The organism is Psychrobacter okhotskensis (assembly GCF_965638355.1).
Taxonomy (GTDB): domain Bacteria; phylum Pseudomonadota; class Gammaproteobacteria; order Pseudomonadales; family Moraxellaceae; genus Psychrobacter; species Psychrobacter okhotskensis.
Map to the genome: position 1 here is coordinate 1,565,160 of NZ_OZ281822.1, position 19,395 is coordinate 1,584,554.

16 protein-coding genes are annotated in these 19,395 nt (G+C 42.5%); 5 read left to right on the top strand and 11 right to left on the bottom strand.

Translation table 11 applies throughout. The features are described from left to right. Positions 1–40: 40 nt before the first annotated feature. Positions 41–4,354, top strand: a complete 4,314-nt coding sequence (gene hrpA / locus ACSUPM_RS06680) for an ATP-dependent RNA helicase HrpA (protein ID WP_436880290.1) — start codon at positions 41–43, stop codon at positions 4,352–4,354. Between the two features lie 176 nt (positions 4,355–4,530). Continuing rightward, the gene (locus tag ACSUPM_RS06685; RefSeq protein WP_101212592.1) at positions 4,531–4,899 is read left to right on the top strand and encodes a hypothetical protein; all 369 of its coding nucleotides are present in this window, start codon (positions 4,531–4,533) and stop codon (positions 4,897–4,899) included. Positions 4,900–5,062: 163 nt separating this feature from the next. Here the strand turns inward: ACSUPM_RS06685 and ACSUPM_RS06690 are convergent, their stop codons facing one another. The 3 genes from ACSUPM_RS06690 to ACSUPM_RS06700 form a co-directional block, all read right to left on the bottom strand. After that, complete coding sequence (locus tag ACSUPM_RS06690) at positions 5,063–5,314, bottom strand: hypothetical protein (RefSeq protein ID WP_436880291.1); 252 nt, start codon at positions 5,312–5,314, stop codon at positions 5,063–5,065. A 376-nt stretch (positions 5,315–5,690) separates the two neighbouring features. Further along, on the bottom strand, positions 5,691–6,479 hold the full coding sequence (locus tag ACSUPM_RS06695) for a DUF2071 domain-containing protein (protein ID WP_227674824.1): 789 nt from the start codon (positions 6,477–6,479) through the stop codon (positions 5,691–5,693). A gap of 84 nt (positions 6,480–6,563) precedes the next feature. Next, positions 6,564–7,418: an AraC family transcriptional regulator gene (locus ACSUPM_RS06700; protein ID WP_201566467.1), complete on the bottom strand. Its 855-nt coding sequence runs from the start codon at positions 7,416–7,418 to the stop codon at positions 6,564–6,566. Positions 7,419–7,655: 237 nt separating this feature from the next. Between ACSUPM_RS06700 and ACSUPM_RS06705 the strand changes: the two genes are divergently transcribed. Next, positions 7,656–8,069 carry an organic hydroperoxide resistance protein gene (locus tag ACSUPM_RS06705; protein WP_173239998.1) on the top strand — a complete coding sequence of 138 codons (414 nt, stop codon included), beginning with the start codon at positions 7,656–7,658 and terminating at the stop codon, positions 8,067–8,069. 153 nt (positions 8,070–8,222) lie between these two features. On the opposite strand, the gene ACSUPM_RS06710 is transcribed toward ACSUPM_RS06705, so the two are convergent. From ACSUPM_RS06710 to pnuC, 8 genes are all read right to left on the bottom strand, one after another. Further along, on the bottom strand, positions 8,223–9,176 hold the full coding sequence (locus ACSUPM_RS06710; protein WP_201566469.1) for a DMT family transporter: 954 nt from the start codon (positions 9,174–9,176) through the stop codon (positions 8,223–8,225). 382 nt (positions 9,177–9,558) lie between these two features. Continuing rightward, positions 9,559–9,936 (bottom strand): MliC family protein, encoded by a 378-nt coding sequence (locus tag ACSUPM_RS06715; protein WP_101210733.1) that lies wholly within the window; start codon positions 9,934–9,936, stop codon positions 9,559–9,561. A gap of 359 nt (positions 9,937–10,295) precedes the next feature. Continuing rightward, on the bottom strand, positions 10,296–11,207 hold the full coding sequence (locus tag ACSUPM_RS06720; RefSeq protein WP_201566473.1) for a DMT family transporter: 912 nt from the start codon (positions 11,205–11,207) through the stop codon (positions 10,296–10,298). A gap of 408 nt (positions 11,208–11,615) precedes the next feature. Continuing rightward, complete coding sequence (gene creD, locus ACSUPM_RS06725) at positions 11,616–13,232, bottom strand: cell envelope integrity protein CreD (RefSeq protein WP_436880292.1); 1,617 nt, start codon at positions 13,230–13,232, stop codon at positions 11,616–11,618. Between the two features lie 119 nt (positions 13,233–13,351). Further along, positions 13,352–14,299, bottom strand: coding sequence for an IS256 family transposase, variant Zn-binding type (locus ACSUPM_RS06730; RefSeq protein WP_436880307.1), 948 nt, complete (start codon positions 14,297–14,299; stop codon positions 13,352–13,354). Positions 14,300–14,550: 251 nt separating this feature from the next. Then, positions 14,551–15,075, bottom strand: a complete 525-nt coding sequence (locus ACSUPM_RS06735; protein WP_101210666.1) for a TIGR00645 family protein — start codon at positions 15,073–15,075, stop codon at positions 14,551–14,553. Positions 15,076–15,138: 63 nt separating this feature from the next. Then, positions 15,139–15,723 carry an AAA family ATPase gene (locus ACSUPM_RS06740; RefSeq protein WP_436880293.1) on the bottom strand — a complete coding sequence of 195 codons (585 nt, stop codon included), beginning with the start codon at positions 15,721–15,723 and terminating at the stop codon, positions 15,139–15,141. Next, positions 15,674–16,378 (bottom strand): nicotinamide riboside transporter PnuC, encoded by a 705-nt coding sequence (pnuC, locus tag ACSUPM_RS06745; protein WP_436880294.1) that lies wholly within the window; start codon positions 16,376–16,378, stop codon positions 15,674–15,676. The genes ACSUPM_RS06740 and pnuC overlap by 50 nt, the downstream gene beginning before the upstream one ends. A 397-nt stretch (positions 16,379–16,775) precedes the next feature. Here pnuC and ACSUPM_RS06750 point away from each other — a divergent pair, with 397 nt between their 5' ends. Both ACSUPM_RS06750 and prfA read left to right on the top strand, forming a co-directional pair. After that, positions 16,776–17,921, top strand: a complete 1,146-nt coding sequence (locus ACSUPM_RS06750) for a beta-ketoacyl-ACP synthase III (protein WP_025650800.1) — start codon at positions 16,776–16,778, stop codon at positions 17,919–17,921. Positions 17,922–18,164: 243 nt separating this feature from the next. After that, positions 18,165–19,253, top strand: coding sequence for a peptide chain release factor 1 (gene prfA, locus ACSUPM_RS06755; protein WP_427646752.1), 1,089 nt, complete (start codon positions 18,165–18,167; stop codon positions 19,251–19,253). Positions 19,254–19,395: the final 142 nt, after the last annotated feature.

A 19,395-nucleotide genomic window follows, 5' to 3' on the forward strand; every position in this document is an offset into this window, starting at 1 on the left:
TAATCTAACCACTTCCAAATAATAAATAGCCTAAGTAAATATGTCCAATACTTCTAAAAATGTCTCAGAAATGCCTACTGAAAACACCGCCAATGAACGAAACGCCAGTGCCTTTAGCCCCAATCAGCCAAGCAATGAATCAAGTAAAGCTGTTAACCCAAATAATGATGACTCAAATCTTACGCTACACACTGATAACACATCTTCGCACGCTAAAGTTGCCACTGACTTACCCGTACTAGCAAAAGACAGCTACTATCTAAGTCGCTTAGAGCGTGAGCTGGCGCGTGCAGCTGTTGCTAAGAATAAGAAAGCCAGTAGCAATTCTGATAATAAAGCAGTTGATGAGCTAGCTAAAAAACGTGCGCAGTATGACAAAATTAAAACCCGCTCACAGCAAACCGTGCAAGCGCGTATCAATAGTATTCCTCAGGACTTGCCAGCTAAATTAAATCTTGATCTGCCCGTTAGCCAACGTGGTGATGACTTAATTCAGGCTATTATCGATAACCAAGTCATTATCGTCGCAGGGGAGACGGGCTCAGGTAAAACAACGCAATTGCCGAAATTGGCAATGCTAGCAGGACGTGGTATTACTGGACAGATAGGGCATACCCAACCAAGGCGACTAGCGGCTAGAAGTGTAGCAAACCGTATCGCTGAAGAATTGGGCGAGCAGCTTGGTAATACGGTCAGTTTTAAAATTCGCTTTAATGAACAAGGTACCGCGCAGTCAGTCGTTAAACTTATGACTGATGGTATCTTATTGGCGGAATTGGGTCATGATCGATTTTTAAGTAAATACGATACTATTATTATTGATGAAGCGCATGAGCGTAGCTTAAACATTGACTTTATTATGGGTTATCTGAAAAAGTTGCTACCAAAACGCCCCGATTTAAAAGTCATTATTACCTCAGCAACGCTTGATACCAAGCGCTTTAGTGAATACTTTAGCCGTTATGATAATAAACTAAAGCGTAACGTACCTGCGCCGATTTTTAATGTCGAAGGGCGCAGCTTCCCCGTCGAAGTTCGCTATCGTCCGCTGACTGATGAGCCAGTAAACAGCTCGGATGATGACAGCTACGATGATTTTGAAGAAAATCTGCCGCGTGCGGTTGTGGCTGCGGTAGAGGAATGCTTTGGTGATGCACAAAGCAAAGGTCATGCTGACCAAGCAGATATCTTGATATTTGCCGCCACTGAAGCAGAAATTCGTGAACTCCAAGAGGTACTTGAACGTCATGGACCCAAGCATACCGAAGTACTGCCACTATTTGCACGGCAGACTTATGAAGAGCAGCAGCGTATTTTTCAGCCCTCAGGTCGAGGTCGACGTATTGTGATCGCGACCAACGTCGCTGAGACTGCGCTGACCGTACCCGGCATTCGCTATGTCATTGACTTAGGATTTGCGCGGATTTCACGCTATTCATATCGCTCACGCGTACAGCGTTTACCGATTGAGGCGATTTCACAAGCGGCTGCCAATCAGCGCAAAGGTCGCTGTGGTCGTGTCGCACCGGGTGTTTGTATTCGTCTCTATAGTGAGGAGGACTTTACTGGTCGTCCTGAGTTTACTGAGCCTGAGATTCTACGTACCAATTTAGCGTCCGTTATTTTACAGATGGCCAATCTACGTTTGGGCAGTGTCGATGACTTTGAGTTTATTGAGCCACCCGATAGTCGCTTGGTCACAGATGGGCATAAATTGCTTGATGAATTAGGGGCGATTACGTCTAAAGATGAAGCAACTTCTACTAAGCAAACCAACAAGCCAAAAGCAAAAAAAGGTCTCGATCATCTAAGCCTGACGCCCACTGGTCAAAAGATGGCACGTATGCCAATCGATCCAAGGCTAGCACGTATGCTAGTTGCCGGTAGCGATTTTGACTGTATTCGAGAGATGCTTATCGTGGTCGCCGCGCTTGCGGTACAAGATCCTCGCGAGCGCCCTGCCAATAAGCGTCAACAAGCAGATCAAAAGCATGCAGAATTTCGTCAAGATGACTCGGATTTTTTGTTTTATCTAAGTCTGTGGAAGGCTTTGTTTGAAACCGATGAAGACGGCAATAAGCTCTCTGGTAATCAACGCAAGCAATTCACGAAGAAAAACTATCTGAGCTTTCCGCGGGTGCGTGAATGGAGTCAGACCCATCGCCAGTTGGTGCAAATGGTCACCGACCTCAAGCTTACGGATGTTAAAGAGGCAAAAACTACGGATACGTTAGAAAACGTGACTAACGATCCAACGGCGATTGATGATGAAGAAATCAAAGCGGTTAAGTATGCCAATTTACATCGCGCATTATTAACAGGTCTGTTGTCTACCATCGCCCACAAGACTGAAAATCGTGGTGAATATCTAGCCGCGCGCCAGCAAAAAGCTAAAATCTTCCCAGCGAGTACGGTATTTAAACAGATACCACCTTGGGTCATGGCGTTTGAAGTCGTAGAAACGTCGCAAGTCTTTATGCGTACCGTTGCCAAAATTGAACCAGAATGGATTATCTCAGCGGCAGGTGATTTATTAAAATATCACTACTTTGAGCCGCATTGGTCGAAAAAGACGGGGCGTGTCAAAGCTTACGCGCAGATCAGCTTATTTGGTTTGATTATTATCAGTAAGCAGCTGACCAATTACGAGCAAGTCAATCTGGTTGAGTCACGAGAAATCTTTATCCGCGATGGTTTGGTCACGGGTAACTTAGGTCGCCAAGCGCCATTCTTGCAGCATAACATGGACAAAATCGCTCATGTTGAGCGTATCGAAGACAAGCTGCGCCGTCGTGACTTACTCGTCGATGAAGAGACGCTATACCAGTTCTACGACAAAAAAATCCCTGAGCATGTCGCCAGTCGCAAGGCCTTTGAAGACTGGCGGGCTGAGGTTGAAAAAACTGATACCAAGCATCTATTCTTCACCGATGATGACGTGCTCAATAGTCAAGCACCGACCACAGGTGACTTTCCTGAAGTGTGGCAGTTGGGTGATTTAAAGCTGCCGCTACGTTATGTCTTCGATCCGGCGAGCGATGACGATGGAGTGACGATTCGCGTGCCACTCGTTGCGCTACCGCAGCTAGATGCTATCGAGCTGTTATGGGGCGTACCTGGTTGGCGTTTTGAGTTGGTATTGCAATTACTTAAGTCATTACCCAAAGATATCCGCCGTCAAATCGTACCAATTCCTGACACCGCTGATAGCTTGTTTGATGAATTGCAGCCCGCTGGTGGTCAAGGCTTACTTAAGCAGCTTTGCCAAGCCTTAAATCGTCGCGGCATTATGTCGGTGACAGCAGACAATTTTAATCCCTCTAGTATCGATCGTTATTTGCAGCCGCAAATCTGTGTGGTCGATGACAAAAACCGTATTATCGAAAAAGGTCGCGACCTACAAACGCTACAAATTCGCCATGCTAGTGAAACCAGACAAGCCGTGAATGAGCAGCAAGGCACGCATACCGAATTCCCTGAGCACTTTGCTTTTAGCAAAAACCATCACAGTGCAGGCGTGGTGATGAAGCAATTTGCCGCCTTGGTCGCTGACGAGGCCGGCGAGGCAGTATCGATTCATCAGTATACCGATGTAAACGCTGCATTGCAGGCGCATCGTATCGGCGTTTTGACTTTAATCAAAGGCAAGCTTGGCGCGAAGAAAAAACAACTGACCAGTCAAATAGACAAGATATTCAAACTGGCATTTGCGCCCCTTGGCGATATGGAAGCCCTAAAAACTATCGTTATCGATGCGACACTAGATGCTACACTCGAAGAGCACTATGTCTTGTTTAACCATAGTGACGCCTTGCCAGAGAGCGCTGATGATATCGCTGTTGGCTTAAGCGAGGAGCTGCCGTTCACGCCAGAGGAGTATGGGCAAACACTTGAAGTTGTGTTGAGCAACTTCTTATTGACTGGTCAAGCGGTCATAAAAACCCTTAAAAATGTCTATACCCGCTGGCAGCGTATCCGTCAGAGTTTGCTCATGCTCGATCGGGAGATATTTGGTGAATCTATCGAAGACATCGAAGATCAGTTGGAAGATTTGCAATTGGCTAACTTCGTCTATCGCATGGATTACAGTCATTGGCAGCAGTATCCGCGCTATCTAGAGGCGCTGGAGGTTCGCATTGAGCGCCTTGAGCACAACTTAGATGCCGACCTCGATGGTGTCTATGCGCTAGACTTGCATATGGAGCGACTGTCAGGTCGCGCCAACAATGAGTCTATCAGCGAGTACCGCTGGATGGTCGAGGAATATCGAATCCAGCTATTCGCCCAGCCGATGAAAACCCGTATGGCGGTATCACCGAAGCGTCTAAGCAAGATGTGGGATAAAGTGAGTTAAGGCTCGATTTGAGTTTTAAAACTTGCTAATTGACAATATATGACAATTGCCTGATATAGCCCTTTAATCTAGTCGATAATATTTGATTAAATTAAAGGGCTATTATTCTTTTACACCAGAGTTTCTTGGACTTTATTCAATACATTAACGTAGGTGTTTGAGCAGGATAAAAAATAATGATTAAAGGTAGATTGATAATATTAGGATTTGCATCAACTATATTTATGAGTACGGGCTGTAATGAAACACAGGCCAGTAATAATAAAAATGCGAAGGCATTCGCGCCAACAAGCGTAGAAAAAGAGGTGCAGTTACGGGGCAGTTTTAAAAGAAGCTTTGAGGTTCATGAGTTTGTCTCTAATGGCATTACTTACTATGTGTCAGATCCAAAGCAGTTATTAATAAAAGATTCGAAAAGTATAAATCAAAAAGGCTATTACAAACATTTTGAAACTTGCGTCGTTGGGAAGATTGGCTCTATGGGTAAATATGGTCATCTAGGTAAGTATCAAATGCAAATAACGGTTCGTAGAATGTGTACGTAGTTTGAGTAGGTTGCGTTCTACGCACTAATTTTATCAGATCTATTTCTTATCAGTGAACTTAGTGAACCCTACGTGAACTCTAATATTCAAGCCAATACCGTTTGTTTAAAAAAAACTAGAATAAAGCATTCAAGCTAGCATTAGGTTGCCTTAGACATTAGTTTTAATTATTTAGATTTCCTTTTATCACGCCCATGCCATAAGCCAAGAAAGCAATGAATGTTAAAAAGACGATAAAAGGGGTAAACAGCCATATCGTAATATTGATGAGTAAGGGTGATAAGAAGCCATCAAACATATCGAAATCGAGCCTTAAAGAGTCACTCAATACGTCAATCGCTCGCTTGGAAAGGGGGAATAGCAATGTGCTTAGCGCTAACATATAGTTATATTTACCAAAATCAGGATCTGTCATTAATACGGCAAAGTAAAACACCGAGTAAAAGACGATGCTTAAGCCCAGCATTTGAGAGTGTAGCTTAAACGAATCATAGTAGCTCCTCACGAAATATACTTGTGATTAACCTAGGAATAACAGTGTTTCAATATTCATAAATACTATATATAGTATATGTTATATTATGAATATATAAGTCAAGTCAACTGTTATTTTCTTGATTAAAATATCTCATGAGTGATTCGATTGGGAAGTTGAGTCGTCCAAGTGGCTTCTTGACGTAAATATGTAAAGTAATAAAACGAAGTCAAAGACTACATTGACTTAGAAGACAAAAGTCATCAAGGTCTGAGTATTATTTCATAATGTATGCGCCAGACAGATAGCAAATGGGTCAACCAATCACTTTTGGCGGTAAATAGATAGTAAACCTATTTAAAGGCTGGATGAGTACACTATAGGGAGTATTTTGCTCTGAAAGAGTGACAATACCTAAGTCTGATAACAGCTTGAAATTGGCAGAAATCAAAGAGGCTGGCTGTACCTCAAGTCTTTTATGCCAGACCCGATAAGTACCAAGCTTGCCATCACGGCGATGATAAAATCCTGCTAGCGGATGGGTCAAATAAATAAGCGCTGATTCTGTATCAGGGAAGCCTGGGAACGAAAAATTATCCACTGTATGTTGCGCAAGCGATACCGACGCCGCTGCCCATTCTGACTCAGCGTTTACCGAATACTTTACATACTTGCCAGTTGCGTCATCAAATTGACAATCAAAAGTCATCTTCGCGCTATGCCAAGGCAGACTCCATAAGTACCTTGGTACTGCTAATGTCCAAGAATCTAAAGTGGTGCCCAAAAACCATACGCAGCGCTCACCAGTCTCTGTATCTATGATATAGATACGATAGTTGGTCTGTCCCATGGTGAATGTTGGAAAGGGGTAAACCGCAGAAGTAAAGTCAACATCGATAAAGGGTACAATAGAGATCAAGCCTTTTTCTTCGCCGTCTATCATGACCGTATCGAGCTTGAACCTGTCAGGAAATATTCCCTCGAATCTGTGTACTGGCACTGCATACGTGATAATAGAAAAATGTTTTAATCCGCAGACAACGTCGATACCTGTGGGCTTAGGTCTCTTATATAAATAATCCTCAAAACGTCGTAATTCTTGCACGATATTTCCTTATATAATTATGATAATGGTTAAGGTTAAGATAATGAATCTACACCCTTTATAGCGCTCAAGGTGCGTCAGTTATTAATTAAGCTCACTGCTCGGACTGACTCCAAACAAACGCTTGTATTCACGGCTAAATTGACTAGGGCTTTCATAGCCTACCTGCATGGCGACTTGCGAAACTTGTGATTCACCACGTTGAATAAGCTGCCTCGCTGCCATCAAGCGTAGGCTTTTTTGGTATTGCAGCGGACTTAACTGGGTAATTTCTTTAAAATGCTGATGAAACCCTGAGATACTCATACCACATTTACTGGCCAGCTCTTCGATGATGACGGGTTCACTCAAATGCGCTTTGAGCCAATCCGTCGCTTGGCTGATACGATGCGTATGACTGCCATTGACGACGAGCTGCCGCAATTTATTGCCTTGCTGTGCTGAGAGCAGTCGGTAGTAGATTTCTTGTTGAATTAATTTAGATAAAAATTCGATATCGTTTGGATAATCGAGCAAGTTGATGAGTCTCTCAAAAGCGGCGAGTATGGTGTTATCCAGATGCCATTTTATACCCAGATGCTTTTCTTCTGTATTTCGTGCGGGCGGTATCTGGGCCAATATTTCTCTAATCATAGCAAGGTCTAACTTCATAGACAGCACAATGACAGGATTGTCTACTGAGGCGTGTTTGACATGCATACTCAGAGGAATATTTACGGGGCAAAACATCAAATTACTATTATCAAATCTTTGGCAATCATTTCCTAAATAGATCTCTCGCTCACCTTGCAACACAATACAAATACTAGGCTCTTGAATATAGCTGACGGTTCTATTGGGTCTATCTGCACAGTAAAAAAATAAACCAGCAATAGCAGACTCGATGGTTTGATTCTTGGGCAGTATGTTAAGTAGTTGCACAATCGTTGTTGGCTGCATAATATTTATCTTAGATAAAGGGGTGTTGATTGAAAGTTTATAAGCTTGGTGTTTCTCGGCTTGATGTTTTTTATGGTATGCGTTTGATGTAATGAATAGCTTAATCATATAATTTTTTATAGAATTAGGCAAGAATTTTGGAGGACTATTCTAACGCTTTAAGCTGAGAGTGCCTATAATAACTCCATTGAAACAAAACAAGCACGACTTCTAATAACATCAAACAAGGAATATATTATGAAAATTTTTTACAAAACTCGCGCAACAGCAACCGGTGGTCGTTCTGGACATACAGGCTTAGATGATGGCTCATTAGGCTTTGACTTGGTCTCTTTTCAAGAGCAAGACAAAGAGGGTGTCAATCCAGAGCAGCTTTTTGCGATGGGCTACGCGGCCTGTTTTGATAGTGCCTTGAACCTGACGGCGCAACACATGAAACTGCCGATCACGGCTTCGAAAACCTCTACCCAAGTTGGTATTGGCATGAAGCAAGATGGCAGCTATAACTTAGATATAGATTTATACGTTGAAGTGTCTGGTATCGACGAAGCACAAGCGCAAACGTTGATTGAAGCAGCCCATCAAGTCTGCCCATACTCCAATGCCACGCGTGGTAATGTTGATGCACGCCTGCACGTGACCGTTGTCTAATATAAGCTCTATGCAGTAGAGTGCTTATATTTTAAAAACGCCAATAGCTTAAGTTACTGGCGTTTTTTTCGTCATCAATAAATATGATTTTCAGATGGAGGCACCACAATAAACAGCGATTTTATTACGCAACCAATCATAATATCTCTATCGTCATAGCTCGTAATGCGTATTATCTGGAATCACGGTCATTTTTATGCCGCCCCATGTGACCAATACCACGCCAATGGCTATTAATGAAGCGCCTAATAACAGACCTTCTGGTGGACTTTCCCCTTGCAGAAAAATAGCCACTGGCACACCAACGATGGCGCCGACTGACCCCAATAAACTCAATAGCACAGGACCGCCTGTTTTTTGTAATAAAAACAGCAGTAAAAACTGCCCAGCGAAGATAAAGGCTTGTAGCACAATCAAACCTAGCGGCAGTAATGCGTCCGTTGGCACCGTAAGCGAGAAGTTTGGCAATATACCGACCAGACCTAATAAGATAGCGGCGACAATGAGCATGCCAGGCGCCAACGAGCTGGGAGAAGCTGCGTCTGGCCAGCGCAAGGTGCGATATATATTACCAATCGCTAGCAAAACAGGGCCACAAAGCGCGAGTAAAATCCAAAAAATACTGGCATCAGGGGCCGAAAACTTACGGATGGCTAAGACACCGACACCGCCTAGTGCTGCTGCTACGCCAAGGGCACGCACGATATTAAATCTCTCCATACGCATAAATAACGCACCAAGATAGGTGAGCAGTGGGGGCAAAGCGATCATTAAGGCCACGAAGCCTGCACCAACTTGTGGAATGGCGGAAAAGAAAATCAGGTTGGAGCCTGCGACACTGACAAGGGCAGCGACCGAATAATATTCCAAGCTACGTAGCGTCAGCGGCGGCAAATCACGTCGCACAATCGTTACGACCAATAATAGGAGCGCTGCACCAGTAATCGACCAAAAAAGAAAGGCGAGCGGCGATAAGCCAATTTGCCCAGCAACCTTGGCCAGATTGGTAGAAATTCCGATCAATCCGCCACCGGCCAACAGGCAAATCACTGGGATCAACCATATGTGCTTGTTAGACAGCGAGTTATGACTGGTTGATTCACTCATGAGCTATCCTATAGTCAGTCCCAAATAAAATGAGTACAAGTATTACAACGTGGCACTGGTATAAATTTTCCTTGCTCGCTGTGTCTGCGTAGTTTCGATGCTACAAAAAATTTATATCAGTAGCCAGTTTATGACTCTTTATTCATAGAGAGACCAATTAATTAACTAGAATCATTCCACTATAAAAGCATTACTGCGTTAACCTCGCTTGACGTATCAAATATACATCTACACTCGGTTGCCTTGTAATGCTTTTAAATTGAATCGACTATATTGCACAATAGACGCTCATAAAAAATGCCAGTAGCGTAAGTTATGGGCGCTACTGGCATTTTTGTTTTTAACGAGTATTACATACTGTCAGTCATTTTATTATTATTGATTATACTTGACAGTTTACGCTGTACTGCTGTCCGTTATCTGAGCTGATGGTCATAATGCCATAATCAGCCTTGGTGTGCCAATCGAATGTCGTTTTAGGGTTGGTGTCATTTACATAACGAGCACCAGAACCTGATACCACTTGCTTTAACGATATTTTTGCATTGTTTAAGCCGACTTTAGGTAGCGAGACGTTTAAGTTAGCAATTTGACCATTTGCGGTATAGGCGGCTGTCACTTTGCCGTTGTCTTCGCACGTTAGTGTCTGAACTTGGTTGCTTGCACTGCCACTTGCTGTGGTTGTAGTTGTTGTTGGAGCGTTAGTGGCACAGGCCGTTAGAAGTACAGCAAAAGGCGCAACAGCTAATAGTTTTTTCATAATATTCCTTAATATTGTTAATGATTGTTTGTAATTTCACAAAGCAATATCATACAGTAAACTTTGTTATTTCGTGTTGTGGTTCGAGTTTATCAGCGTAACGTTTACTTTCTTTATTACAAATAATGGGACTATTTATTTTTCATAAAAACAAATAGTCTTTAGGGCGTGTCCTCATTTTAAAAATGGTGATAAAAATGAGATAAATTGCAGTCAAACAAGGAAAATAGCGCAGATAATATCGGGATATTAACCAGCTATTTAACGATGTTTGGCAAAATTTAGCCATTTTTAGTCCGTTTAGATATGATCAATTGAATGTTCAACAGACCCTAAAACAGGTCGAAATTTTTTATGATCTAACTTACCGTCTTTGGCGTTTTTTTATTTAAAATAAATATTAAAACCGCACCCAAAATGACCGTGCTTGCTATGATAAAGTTTATGGTCAGTTGCTCCGATAAAAATACCACACCAAGCATGGCAGCCAATACCGGTACGCAGAGTTGTACTACTGCCGCCTGCGTACTTTTCAGTAAGGGCATTGCCATATACCAAACGCTGTAGCCCATGCCAGAAGCAATTGCGCCCGATGCGCAAGCCAATAAGATGCCCTCGATACTGATCGTTGCTAACGATATGTTTTTTAAATAAACCATGCTCATGGTGAGTAGTAGCGGAATCGCAAATAGGCTCCTGAGAAAGTTAAAGCCTGTCGCTCGTAGCGGTGACACGCACGCTTTACCGCGTATACTATATATCCCCCATGCCACGCCACTGATGGCCATCAATGTCGCTGCCAATACTGACGGCACAGCCGCTGATGGCAACATGAGATAGACAAATCCTGCCACTGCCACTATAAAAGCCAGCCATTGTAAGGCACTTAATTGCTCTTTTTTATATATCCCCCAGCCAATCATGGTGAGCTGAACCGCTGAAAATAGAATCAGTGCGCCAGTTCCGGTATCAATCTCAACATAGGCGATTGAAAAGCAAAGTGCATAAACCACCAAACTTATACTACTGAGCCAGCTACCTCTGTCGCTTAAAATGGCCTCGCTAGTGGGATGCTTAAGAGTTGCCTCGTTGCGTCGTAAATTATAGCTATAAACGCCCATAATAATGCTCAGACAGAGCGCGCCGCTGAGCAGGCGAATGATGGTGAAGTTCCATGCATCTATATAACCTTCTGCTAACGCCATTCTACAAAAAAGAGAGTTTGCGGCAAATGCTATTAAAGCAATAATCGTATATAACGTGGCTTTCAAAATAATCCCTACAGTCGTTAAATTGGCTTTTTGAATAAATGGCAGTCGTAATGACAACGATAATAATAACGACAATGACTACGGCTTATCGCTTTAGCCCTATATCGTAATGACGATAGTATAGTGCAATACCAAAAAACCTGACTGACAAATTAAATGTAAACATACCCTATAAATAGATGCGATTGAAAAATGACGATGAAAGATGAGCTTATAGTGAACCGACTCTAATCAGGTGAATATAAAAAAGATACAGCGTGACTGATATAAACTTTTTATAGCCTCTGTCTGGGTAGGTACAGTAAGCAAGAAAAATTTGTAGCAGTCACGCATCATAATGTTGTGTGTCTATTTTATTTAGTATCGACTAGGGTCTGTTGAACATTCAAATGTTCAACAGACCCTATATTAAGCAATCTTATACCAGTCGATTTTACGGGTCATGACCATCACGCAGGCTAGCAATACAAAGCAGAAGATAGCACCCAATAACAGGTTTAGGTCTTCTGTGGTCAAAATACCATAAAAGGCGGCATACAGACTTCCCAATATAGCGGTAAATATGCCCGCTCGCTTGATACCATCTAATACATAATAAGTGTACCAACCAATCAATCCGACACAGGCGCTTGCAGCAACTGCATAGGCTTGCCAAAAGACGATTTGCTCGGCCAGCGGTAGCAACAAGACATAAAAGCACAGCAGTGCACAACCGACCAATAAGTATTGGATAGGGTGAATACGGCTGGATTTGATCACCTCAAATAAGAAAAATGTACCGAACGACACCAAAATTAATAGCAGTGCGTACTTCATCGTGCGCTCTGTTTGTAAATACACGTCATTTGGCTCCGCGAAACTCACTCCAAAGCTACTTAAGCGCACATCTCGCTCGCTATTGGACACGATATTACCCTCTGCTGTGACAATGCCTTCTATTGCTGTGATAGCCTCATCATCTTGGTCAGCGCTATCGAGCACGGCGCTACTGGCTACCATACATTGATTATTGGCAGTGCTGACACACTTTGATAAATTTTGATTGTTAGCGACCGTTAGATATTGATTTTGCCATTTGGCCTCAAAGCCTTTTGAGGTGAATTTTTTAGCATTGGGCAAGGCTCTGCCAATAAAATTTGGGGCATGCCAATTGCTGCGCATAGATAGCTCAAAGTTTTGCCCCGTTGGCACGGTATTTAAGGTGCTAATACCTGAGAGAGGCAAGTCCACCACAATATCAAGCGCTTGATGACGACTATTATCTGATTGCTGACCGTCTAAGTCTTGATGGTTTGGGTTTTGGCTAATAGGCGTTTGTATGTTAGAACTTTGCGTATTTAGTGGTTCGCTATTCAGATTTTCAGCCACAAGGTTTGTTTTTTCTTGCTGGCTTGCGCTCGTTGTGGTTAATCGATTCAAAACATCGTTGGGCAACGATACTTCAACATAGCTTAAGCCATTAAGCATGGCACTCTGCGGATAGGTTGCTTTGATGGCTTGCTTGTCGATCGTTACTGTTGGTAAGGTTGCCACACCGCGCAAATCAGAAACTGGAATAATCAACTTAGCGTCATTCCAGTGTATATCGGTCTTTTCTGTTTTTGTGTTGCCATTTCCATTGGTACTATTGTTAGCTGTGCTAAAGGTTTTTGAGTCGTTACTCACCGACTGGTTATCTGCTATTAAGCGTTGTAGGGTTTGATTTATGGTATAACTTTGATCGAATTTTAACGCGCCGTTATAGCTAGTGGCATGATAAATCCCTCGTCGATAGGTGTCCGTACTGACTTCAAGGTCTTGAGTGGCGCTAGTTTTATTAGCAAAGACCGTTAGCGTCGATGAATAAGCGGATTTGCATTTAGCGGCATCGGTATCGCCTACTATTGAGCATTCTGGCGTTATGGTGGTTGGAATAATGATGAAAGGGGTAATGACTTCTTGCGGATTGACGTGCTGCTGGGCGATTTCCTTCACCACTGATTGTGCATAATATTGTCGTTCAGCGATGACAGTGCGAAACATCATGAGCCCGACGACAAAAATAATGCAGAGCCCCACGATGATAGTCAATTTGGTGAATAGGGTGTAATGGACAAAATTCATGCTAAAAAGTAGAAGGTAGTCGCTAATGGACATAATTCATGCTATTTGAGAGACTTTGACCCTAAAAAGTCTTTAATAAACCGCAACTTACGCTGCTCATTTAGACCATGATGACTGTGTAATTGTCGCTTGAGCTCGCTGAATAATCCTTCAAGAGAATTGGTGGTATTTGGTATATCTAAATGCTTATATTCTTGATAAATGAATAACCAATCACTATTGGTTCTGAGGCTACGATAAGCACTTCTAAGGCGCTTATGCGTGTACCACGTTCTACTGTTATCGTCATTGGTACTACGTTCATTGAGATAGGCTTCATGAGTCACATACCAGTGATCTAAGCGCTGTATGAACGCCTCTTTATCAAGCAGTTTTATTTCTAAAGTAAGTCGTCTAAGCTCGATACTGGCACTGTTCTTAGGTCGACGAGTGAGGTAGCGGGTCACTATTTGCACCTGATGAAACTGGCACATCTGGCAAGGGGTGCGGGTGAATAACGTACGCAGTCCTCGTCTACCATCACAGGTGATGCTTTGTATATCAACGCCTAACGATGCTAGATGATCAATTCCTTGTTTGTAGGCACTGTTGGTTTCATGACTGACTATCGCGTAGTAAAGAACGGCTTTAGTGGTATTGTCCATAAAAACCATTAAACCGAACTTACGACCGAAGTAAGTGGTGTCCATGATGATGTTAGCAGTATTCGGTCGCTTAACTTGATAGTCAATACTGACTGTGTCTAAGCGTCTTTGAATGGTTTTAAGACTACAGCTATACTTGTCAGCCAGTTGTTTGTAGGTCTGTTTGCCCTGAGTGTATTCCGTCCAAAGGGTTTGGTTATTGAGTCTTTTGCCACCTAAAAACTGCCGTTTGCAAGCTAGACATTGATACTGTTGTTTGCCTAGCTTGCGTCCGTTCTTTTTAGTGTGTTTATCACGACAAAAAGGGCAGTTTTTTGATTCATGGCTTTGATTCCTTGCAAATATAGACAGTATATAGCGTTAGACCCTACGCCAGCATGAATAATGTCCATTACACCGTGAATAGTGTTTTTTGCATAAGAGTGCCTCATATGAGTCTTTAGTCCAAAACTGTGCATATAACAGTCAGTAGGTTCAAAGAAGATCATAGAGGAGAGATAAAGAAAAAATATGTAAGAACGATGGAGAGTGTGTGGAAAAAATAAGCCTTAGTGTTTTCTGATATCAGTATTTTCTGATATCAGTGCTTTCTGGCATCAGTGTTTTTTAGTATCACCAACCACTTTATCCATAATAGCAAACAATAAGCCAGACACTACGAAAGTCATATGAATGATGACTTTCCACATGAGCTTGTCCGCTTCACCATTACTCAATTCATTAGGAATGTCCATAAATGATTTTAAAAGATCAATTGCAGAAATAGCGACGATGGCACCAATGACTTTTAGTTTTAGACCAGAAAAATCTACTTTACCCATCCAACTAGGTCGATCAACGTGATCACCAGTGTCAATTTTTGAGACAAATATCTCATAACCACTAAATATGATAATTAATAATAAGCTGGCTACTAAGGAGAGGTCGACTAATACTAATATATTAACAATGACGTCTGATACAGAAGCGCTAAATACAGTATTAAACATCATGATTGTTTTTTGAATGAATTTTATAAATAATAAGACAATCCCTAAGATCAGCCCTAAATAAAAAGGCGCTAATATCCAGCGGCTGTTAAAGATGGTTTTTTCTAGGTAAGGTTCAAGGTTTTTTAGCATCGACATCTCTTAATATTCCTAAAGGTTGTAGGTCATTTATTTATAACGTGGGATAGGATGGATTTAAGAAAGCCATTTGAGCACTTGTTGTACGCGCTCGTCTCTAGCACCACCTATGCGATGAAACGGCTTTTGGTGACGAGTCAGCTGACTTTCAAAATAAGCACTGATTTCGTCGCGCTGATGCGGGCTATCGCGCAAATCATCAGCGACCCACGGGATATCAACTTCGGTTAATAAAATCAAGTCATAATGATGTATTAACGCCGCATTGATGAGCGCTTTAGGGCAGTCGCCATAATACCAATTGGCGTAAACCATCAACTCAAACAGACTGGTATCACAGAATAAGTAGCGCACTTTATCCGGCATTTGAGCGGCTTGTTGAGCCAGTTCATTTTCTAGTTTTATTTGACCCTGCGCAATGGGAAGTAAATCGTCCCATGTACAGGTCAGTTGCTCCTTATCCCATTTCGTTTGTAGATAAGTGCGCATATATTCTGGCACCCAAGGACAGCCAAAATGCTCGGCTAAGTCGCGACATAGTGTGGTCTTACCAGTGCTCTCTGCCCCTAGGATAGCGACATTGATGACCGATTTAGGCGTATGCTGCTTTAGGTTGCAAGCGGTAGCGTCGTTGCCATTCATAATATGCCCAGATTGCAATGAGAGTGAAGACTACATATTGTAGTGCGGTGAAGGTCAATCCTTTGTAAAAGTACAGCGGCACAGAAATAGCATCGGCGACGATCCACAGTAGCCAATGCTCAATTTTGCGCCGTGCCATCAGCCACATAGCCATCAAAAACAGCGCGGTAGTCAGCATATCGGTATAGTCCACCCAAGTAAATAAGTGCACTCCAAGTACGGCACCGTCGAAACTAAACCCATTATTAATCACCGGTCGGAAGTAATAAACCAAGGCAACGAAAGCGATCGTGCCTGCTGCTAAGGCTGATAGAATAGGAATGTCATCGGAATGTAGATGTTCTATTTGGACATTGTCTACTTGCTGAACCTCACTATGGTGAGATTTTTTATTCTTTGACCAGTTAATCCAGCCATATAGACTCATAACCGTATAATACGCATTGATAAACATGTCGCCGAATAGCTGCCATTTCCATAGCAGATAGACAAAAATGGCAGTACTGACTAGTCCGATGGGAAAGACGAGGATATTGGTTTTGCTGGCAAGTAATACACTCGCCACGCCAAAGATAACCGCGATTAATTCGAGCGCAATAAATACGGTAGGGTAATCGGCATATTGCCCAAATAACCAGTTAAGAAGTTCAACCATTAATATTCCAAATATGAGCTTTTATAAGTATAGTCAGCGAACGGCTAAACGGTTACAGTGTTAACCTTTCTAAGTCTACTTTAGTAGTAGTTTCGCTCGGTTGCCTGGTAACCATTTTAGACTTCTTTGACTATATCCGTCATGGATTTTACGAGAGTATGTACTATTGATTATAACGTAGCTGTCTTAAGTAGCTAACTTGAAATGAAGCCAGTCTTTGTTAAATCTTAGCAAGAAACAGATTATTTGTAACAAAGTATTAGAAAAATTAAAATATTCAGGCATAATAAAGGCACTGATTTTAAGTTTACAATTATTCACTGAAAATGAACGATTGTTATTTTCTCCATTTTTATGCTTATTCCAAGCCCTATAGTAGTAGACAAGGAAGCTTATCATGACGACTTGTATCACAGGCACCGGCCTATATATTCCCCCTTATAGCATCAGCAACGAAGAGCTGGTGGCGTCTTTTAACCAGTATGTTGATAATTATAATGCAAAGCATGCTGATGACATAGCAGCAGGCACGGTGACTGCACTTGAGCCCTCATCGGCCGCTTTTATCGAAAAAGTCTCTGGCATCAAATCTCGTTATGTCATGGAAAAAGACGGTATCTTAAACCCAGAAATCATGGCGCCCGTGATTCCTTATCGTCATTTAGGCGAAGAGCTGTCAATTATGGCTGAGATGGGTGCTGCGGCGCTCAAAGATGCCCTTGCTGATGCTGGACTTGAGGCCAATGATTTAGACGGTATCATCCTTGCCTGTTCAAACTTCCAACGTACCTATCCAGCAGTCGCTATCGAGATTCAAAAAGAAATCGGCATGATTGGCGGATTTGCTTATGATATGAACGTCGCTTGTAGTGCCGCGACTTTTGGCTTATCGCAAGCGCATGGCTCTATCGTCTCTGGGCTTGCCAAGCGCATTGCGGTGGTCAACGTTGAGATTACTTCAGCGCATCTTAACTGGCGCAATCGTGATAGCCACTTTATCTTTGGTGATGTGGCAACCGCTTCTATCGTTGAAGAGCTTGAGACGCCAAAAGGTTATGAGATCATCAACTCGAAGTTGTTTACCGAATTTTCAACCAATATCAAAAACGAATATGGTTTTATGGATCGCTCAGAGTTTTTGGCGGCGCAGACTGAGATGTATCCAGATATCAAAGAGCCGGTTACTGATAAACTGTTTTTACAAAACGGCCGCAAAGTATTCCGTGAAGTTTGTCCAAAGGTATCAGAAATCATCACCGAGCATTTGCATGAGAACGAAATGCAAGCCAGTGATGTAAAAATGATGTGGTTACACCAAGCCAATGCCAACATGCTAGATTTAATCTTGCGCACCGTTGTTGGACGTGATGCCGATAAGGCGATTGTGCCAAGTGTTATCGCAGAATTTGCCAATACCAGTTCAGCCAGCCCAATGATTGTCTTTCATCGTTATAAAGACGCGCTAAAATCTGGTGATTTAGGTGTGATTTGCTCGTTTGGTGCTGGTTACTCTATTGGGTCGGTACTGGTTCGTAAGGTCTGATTTTTTAAGCCTTAAGTCTTAATTATTGTTTAAATAGCCAAGAATATTCTTGGCTATTTTTTTTACTTAAATTTTAAGCAAAGCTTATGCTGTATTCAAATCATCAGAAAAAAGTGTCGATATGACACAAGTAGCAGAAAAGTTTGTCCATATATCGACAAGAATGCCTAGAGGTTTTAATTTACCCCAAAAAATTTGCTATAATCACAGTCTTATTCCTCTTATCCAATTAAAAGTCCTTTTATGAAAGAATCCTTACGCCTGCGTTTAGACCAGATGGTAGACCGTTATGAAGAGGTCACCGCCTTATTATCAGACCCCAGTGTCATCAGCGATAATAATAAATTCCGTGAATTGTCTGTCGAGCACAGCGACTTGATGGATATCACTACTTTATGGCAGAACTATGTGCGTGCAGAGACGGATCAGGCCGATGCTGAGACTATGCTAGCCGATGCGACAGATCCTGACATGAAAGAGATGATGGTCGATGAGATTGAGACGGCACGTGATACCATCGTCGAGATGGAAGAAGCGCTCAACGTCATGATGTTGCCAAAAGATCCCAATGATAAAGTGCCAGCTTTCTTAGAGATTCGTGCTGGGACAGGTGGTGATGAAGCGGCGATTTTCTCCGGTGATTTGTTTCGTATGTATCAAAAGTACGCGCAGACTCAAGGCTGGACAATGGAAGTGCTGTCAGCCAATGAAGGCGAGCATGGCGGCTATAAAGAAATCATTACTCGTGTGTCCGGCAACAGCGTCTATGGTCGTCTAAAGTTTGAGTCTGGTGTACACCGTGTGCAGCGTGTGCCTGAAACCGAAAGCCAAGGTCGCGTGCATACCTCAGCTTGTACCGTGGCGGTGATGCCTGAAGTTGAGATTGATGATACAGTAGATCTAAATCCAGCAGACATTCGTTTTGACACCTTTCGCTCAAGCGGTGCGGGTGGTCAGCACGTTAACACCACGGATTCAGCTGTACGCTTAACACACATTCCAACGGGTACCGTGGTAGAGTGTCAACAAGAGCGTAGCCAGCACAAAAACCGTGCGCAAGCGATGAAAATGCTGATTTCAAAGATTCAGCAAGTCAAAGTACAGGCTCAAGTTGATGCCGCAGACACCATCCGTCGTGATTTGGTCGGTAGTGGCGATCGCTCAGAACGCATTCGCACTTATAATTTCCCACAAGGTCGCATGACCGATCATCGTATTAACCTAACGTTATACAAGCTTGATGCCATTATGGAAGGCGACTTGGATGAGATTCTTGATGCACTGTTGCGTGAGCATCAGGCGGACTTGATGGCCAGTATTGGTGCGGACTAAAGCCATTGGTTTATAAAAGCGAGACACTGTCCACCTGACAGTGTTTGTTTGTCTATAGCTGTTTTTTTACAGCTGACTATGATGATAATAAGTATAGATTCAATTCACCGTTTTCGTTTGTTCCTTTAATTACCTAATAATT

Bases quoted from the DNA above. Each gene is read 5' to 3' on its own strand.
- hrpA (WP_436880290.1), top strand. From the start codon at position 41: ATGTCCAATACTTCTAAAAATGTCTCAGAAATGCCTACTGAAAACACC.
- ACSUPM_RS06685 (WP_101212592.1), top strand. From the start codon at position 4,531: ATGATTAAAGGTAGATTGATAATATTAGGATTTGCATCAACTATATTT.
- ACSUPM_RS06690 (WP_436880291.1), bottom strand. From the start codon at position 5,314: ATGACAGATCCTGATTTTGGTAAATATAACTATATGTTAGCGCTAAGC.
- ACSUPM_RS06700 (WP_201566467.1), bottom strand. From the start codon at position 7,418: ATGCAGCCAACAACGATTGTGCAACTACTTAACATACTGCCCAAGAAT.
- ACSUPM_RS06705 (WP_173239998.1), top strand. From the start codon at position 7,656: ATGAAAATTTTTTACAAAACTCGCGCAACAGCAACCGGTGGTCGTTCT.
- ACSUPM_RS06710 (WP_201566469.1), bottom strand. From the start codon at position 9,176: ATGAGTGAATCAACCAGTCATAACTCGCTGTCTAACAAGCACATATGG.
- ACSUPM_RS06715 (WP_101210733.1), bottom strand. From the start codon at position 9,936: ATGAAAAAACTATTAGCTGTTGCGCCTTTTGCTGTACTTCTAACGGCC.
- creD (WP_436880292.1), bottom strand. From the start codon at position 13,232: ATGATGTTTCGCACTGTCATCGCTGAACGACAATATTATGCACAATCA.
- ACSUPM_RS06735 (WP_101210666.1), bottom strand. From the start codon at position 15,075: ATGCTAAAAAACCTTGAACCTTACCTAGAAAAAACCATCTTTAACAGC.
- ACSUPM_RS06740 (WP_436880293.1), bottom strand. From the start codon at position 15,723: ATGAATGGCAACGACGCTACCGCTTGCAACCTAAAGCAGCATACGCCT.
- pnuC (WP_436880294.1), bottom strand. From the start codon at position 16,378: ATGGTTGAACTTCTTAACTGGTTATTTGGGCAATATGCCGATTACCCT.
- ACSUPM_RS06750 (WP_025650800.1), top strand. From the start codon at position 16,776: ATGACGACTTGTATCACAGGCACCGGCCTATATATTCCCCCTTATAGC.
- prfA (WP_427646752.1), top strand. From the start codon at position 18,165: ATGAAAGAATCCTTACGCCTGCGTTTAGACCAGATGGTAGACCGTTAT.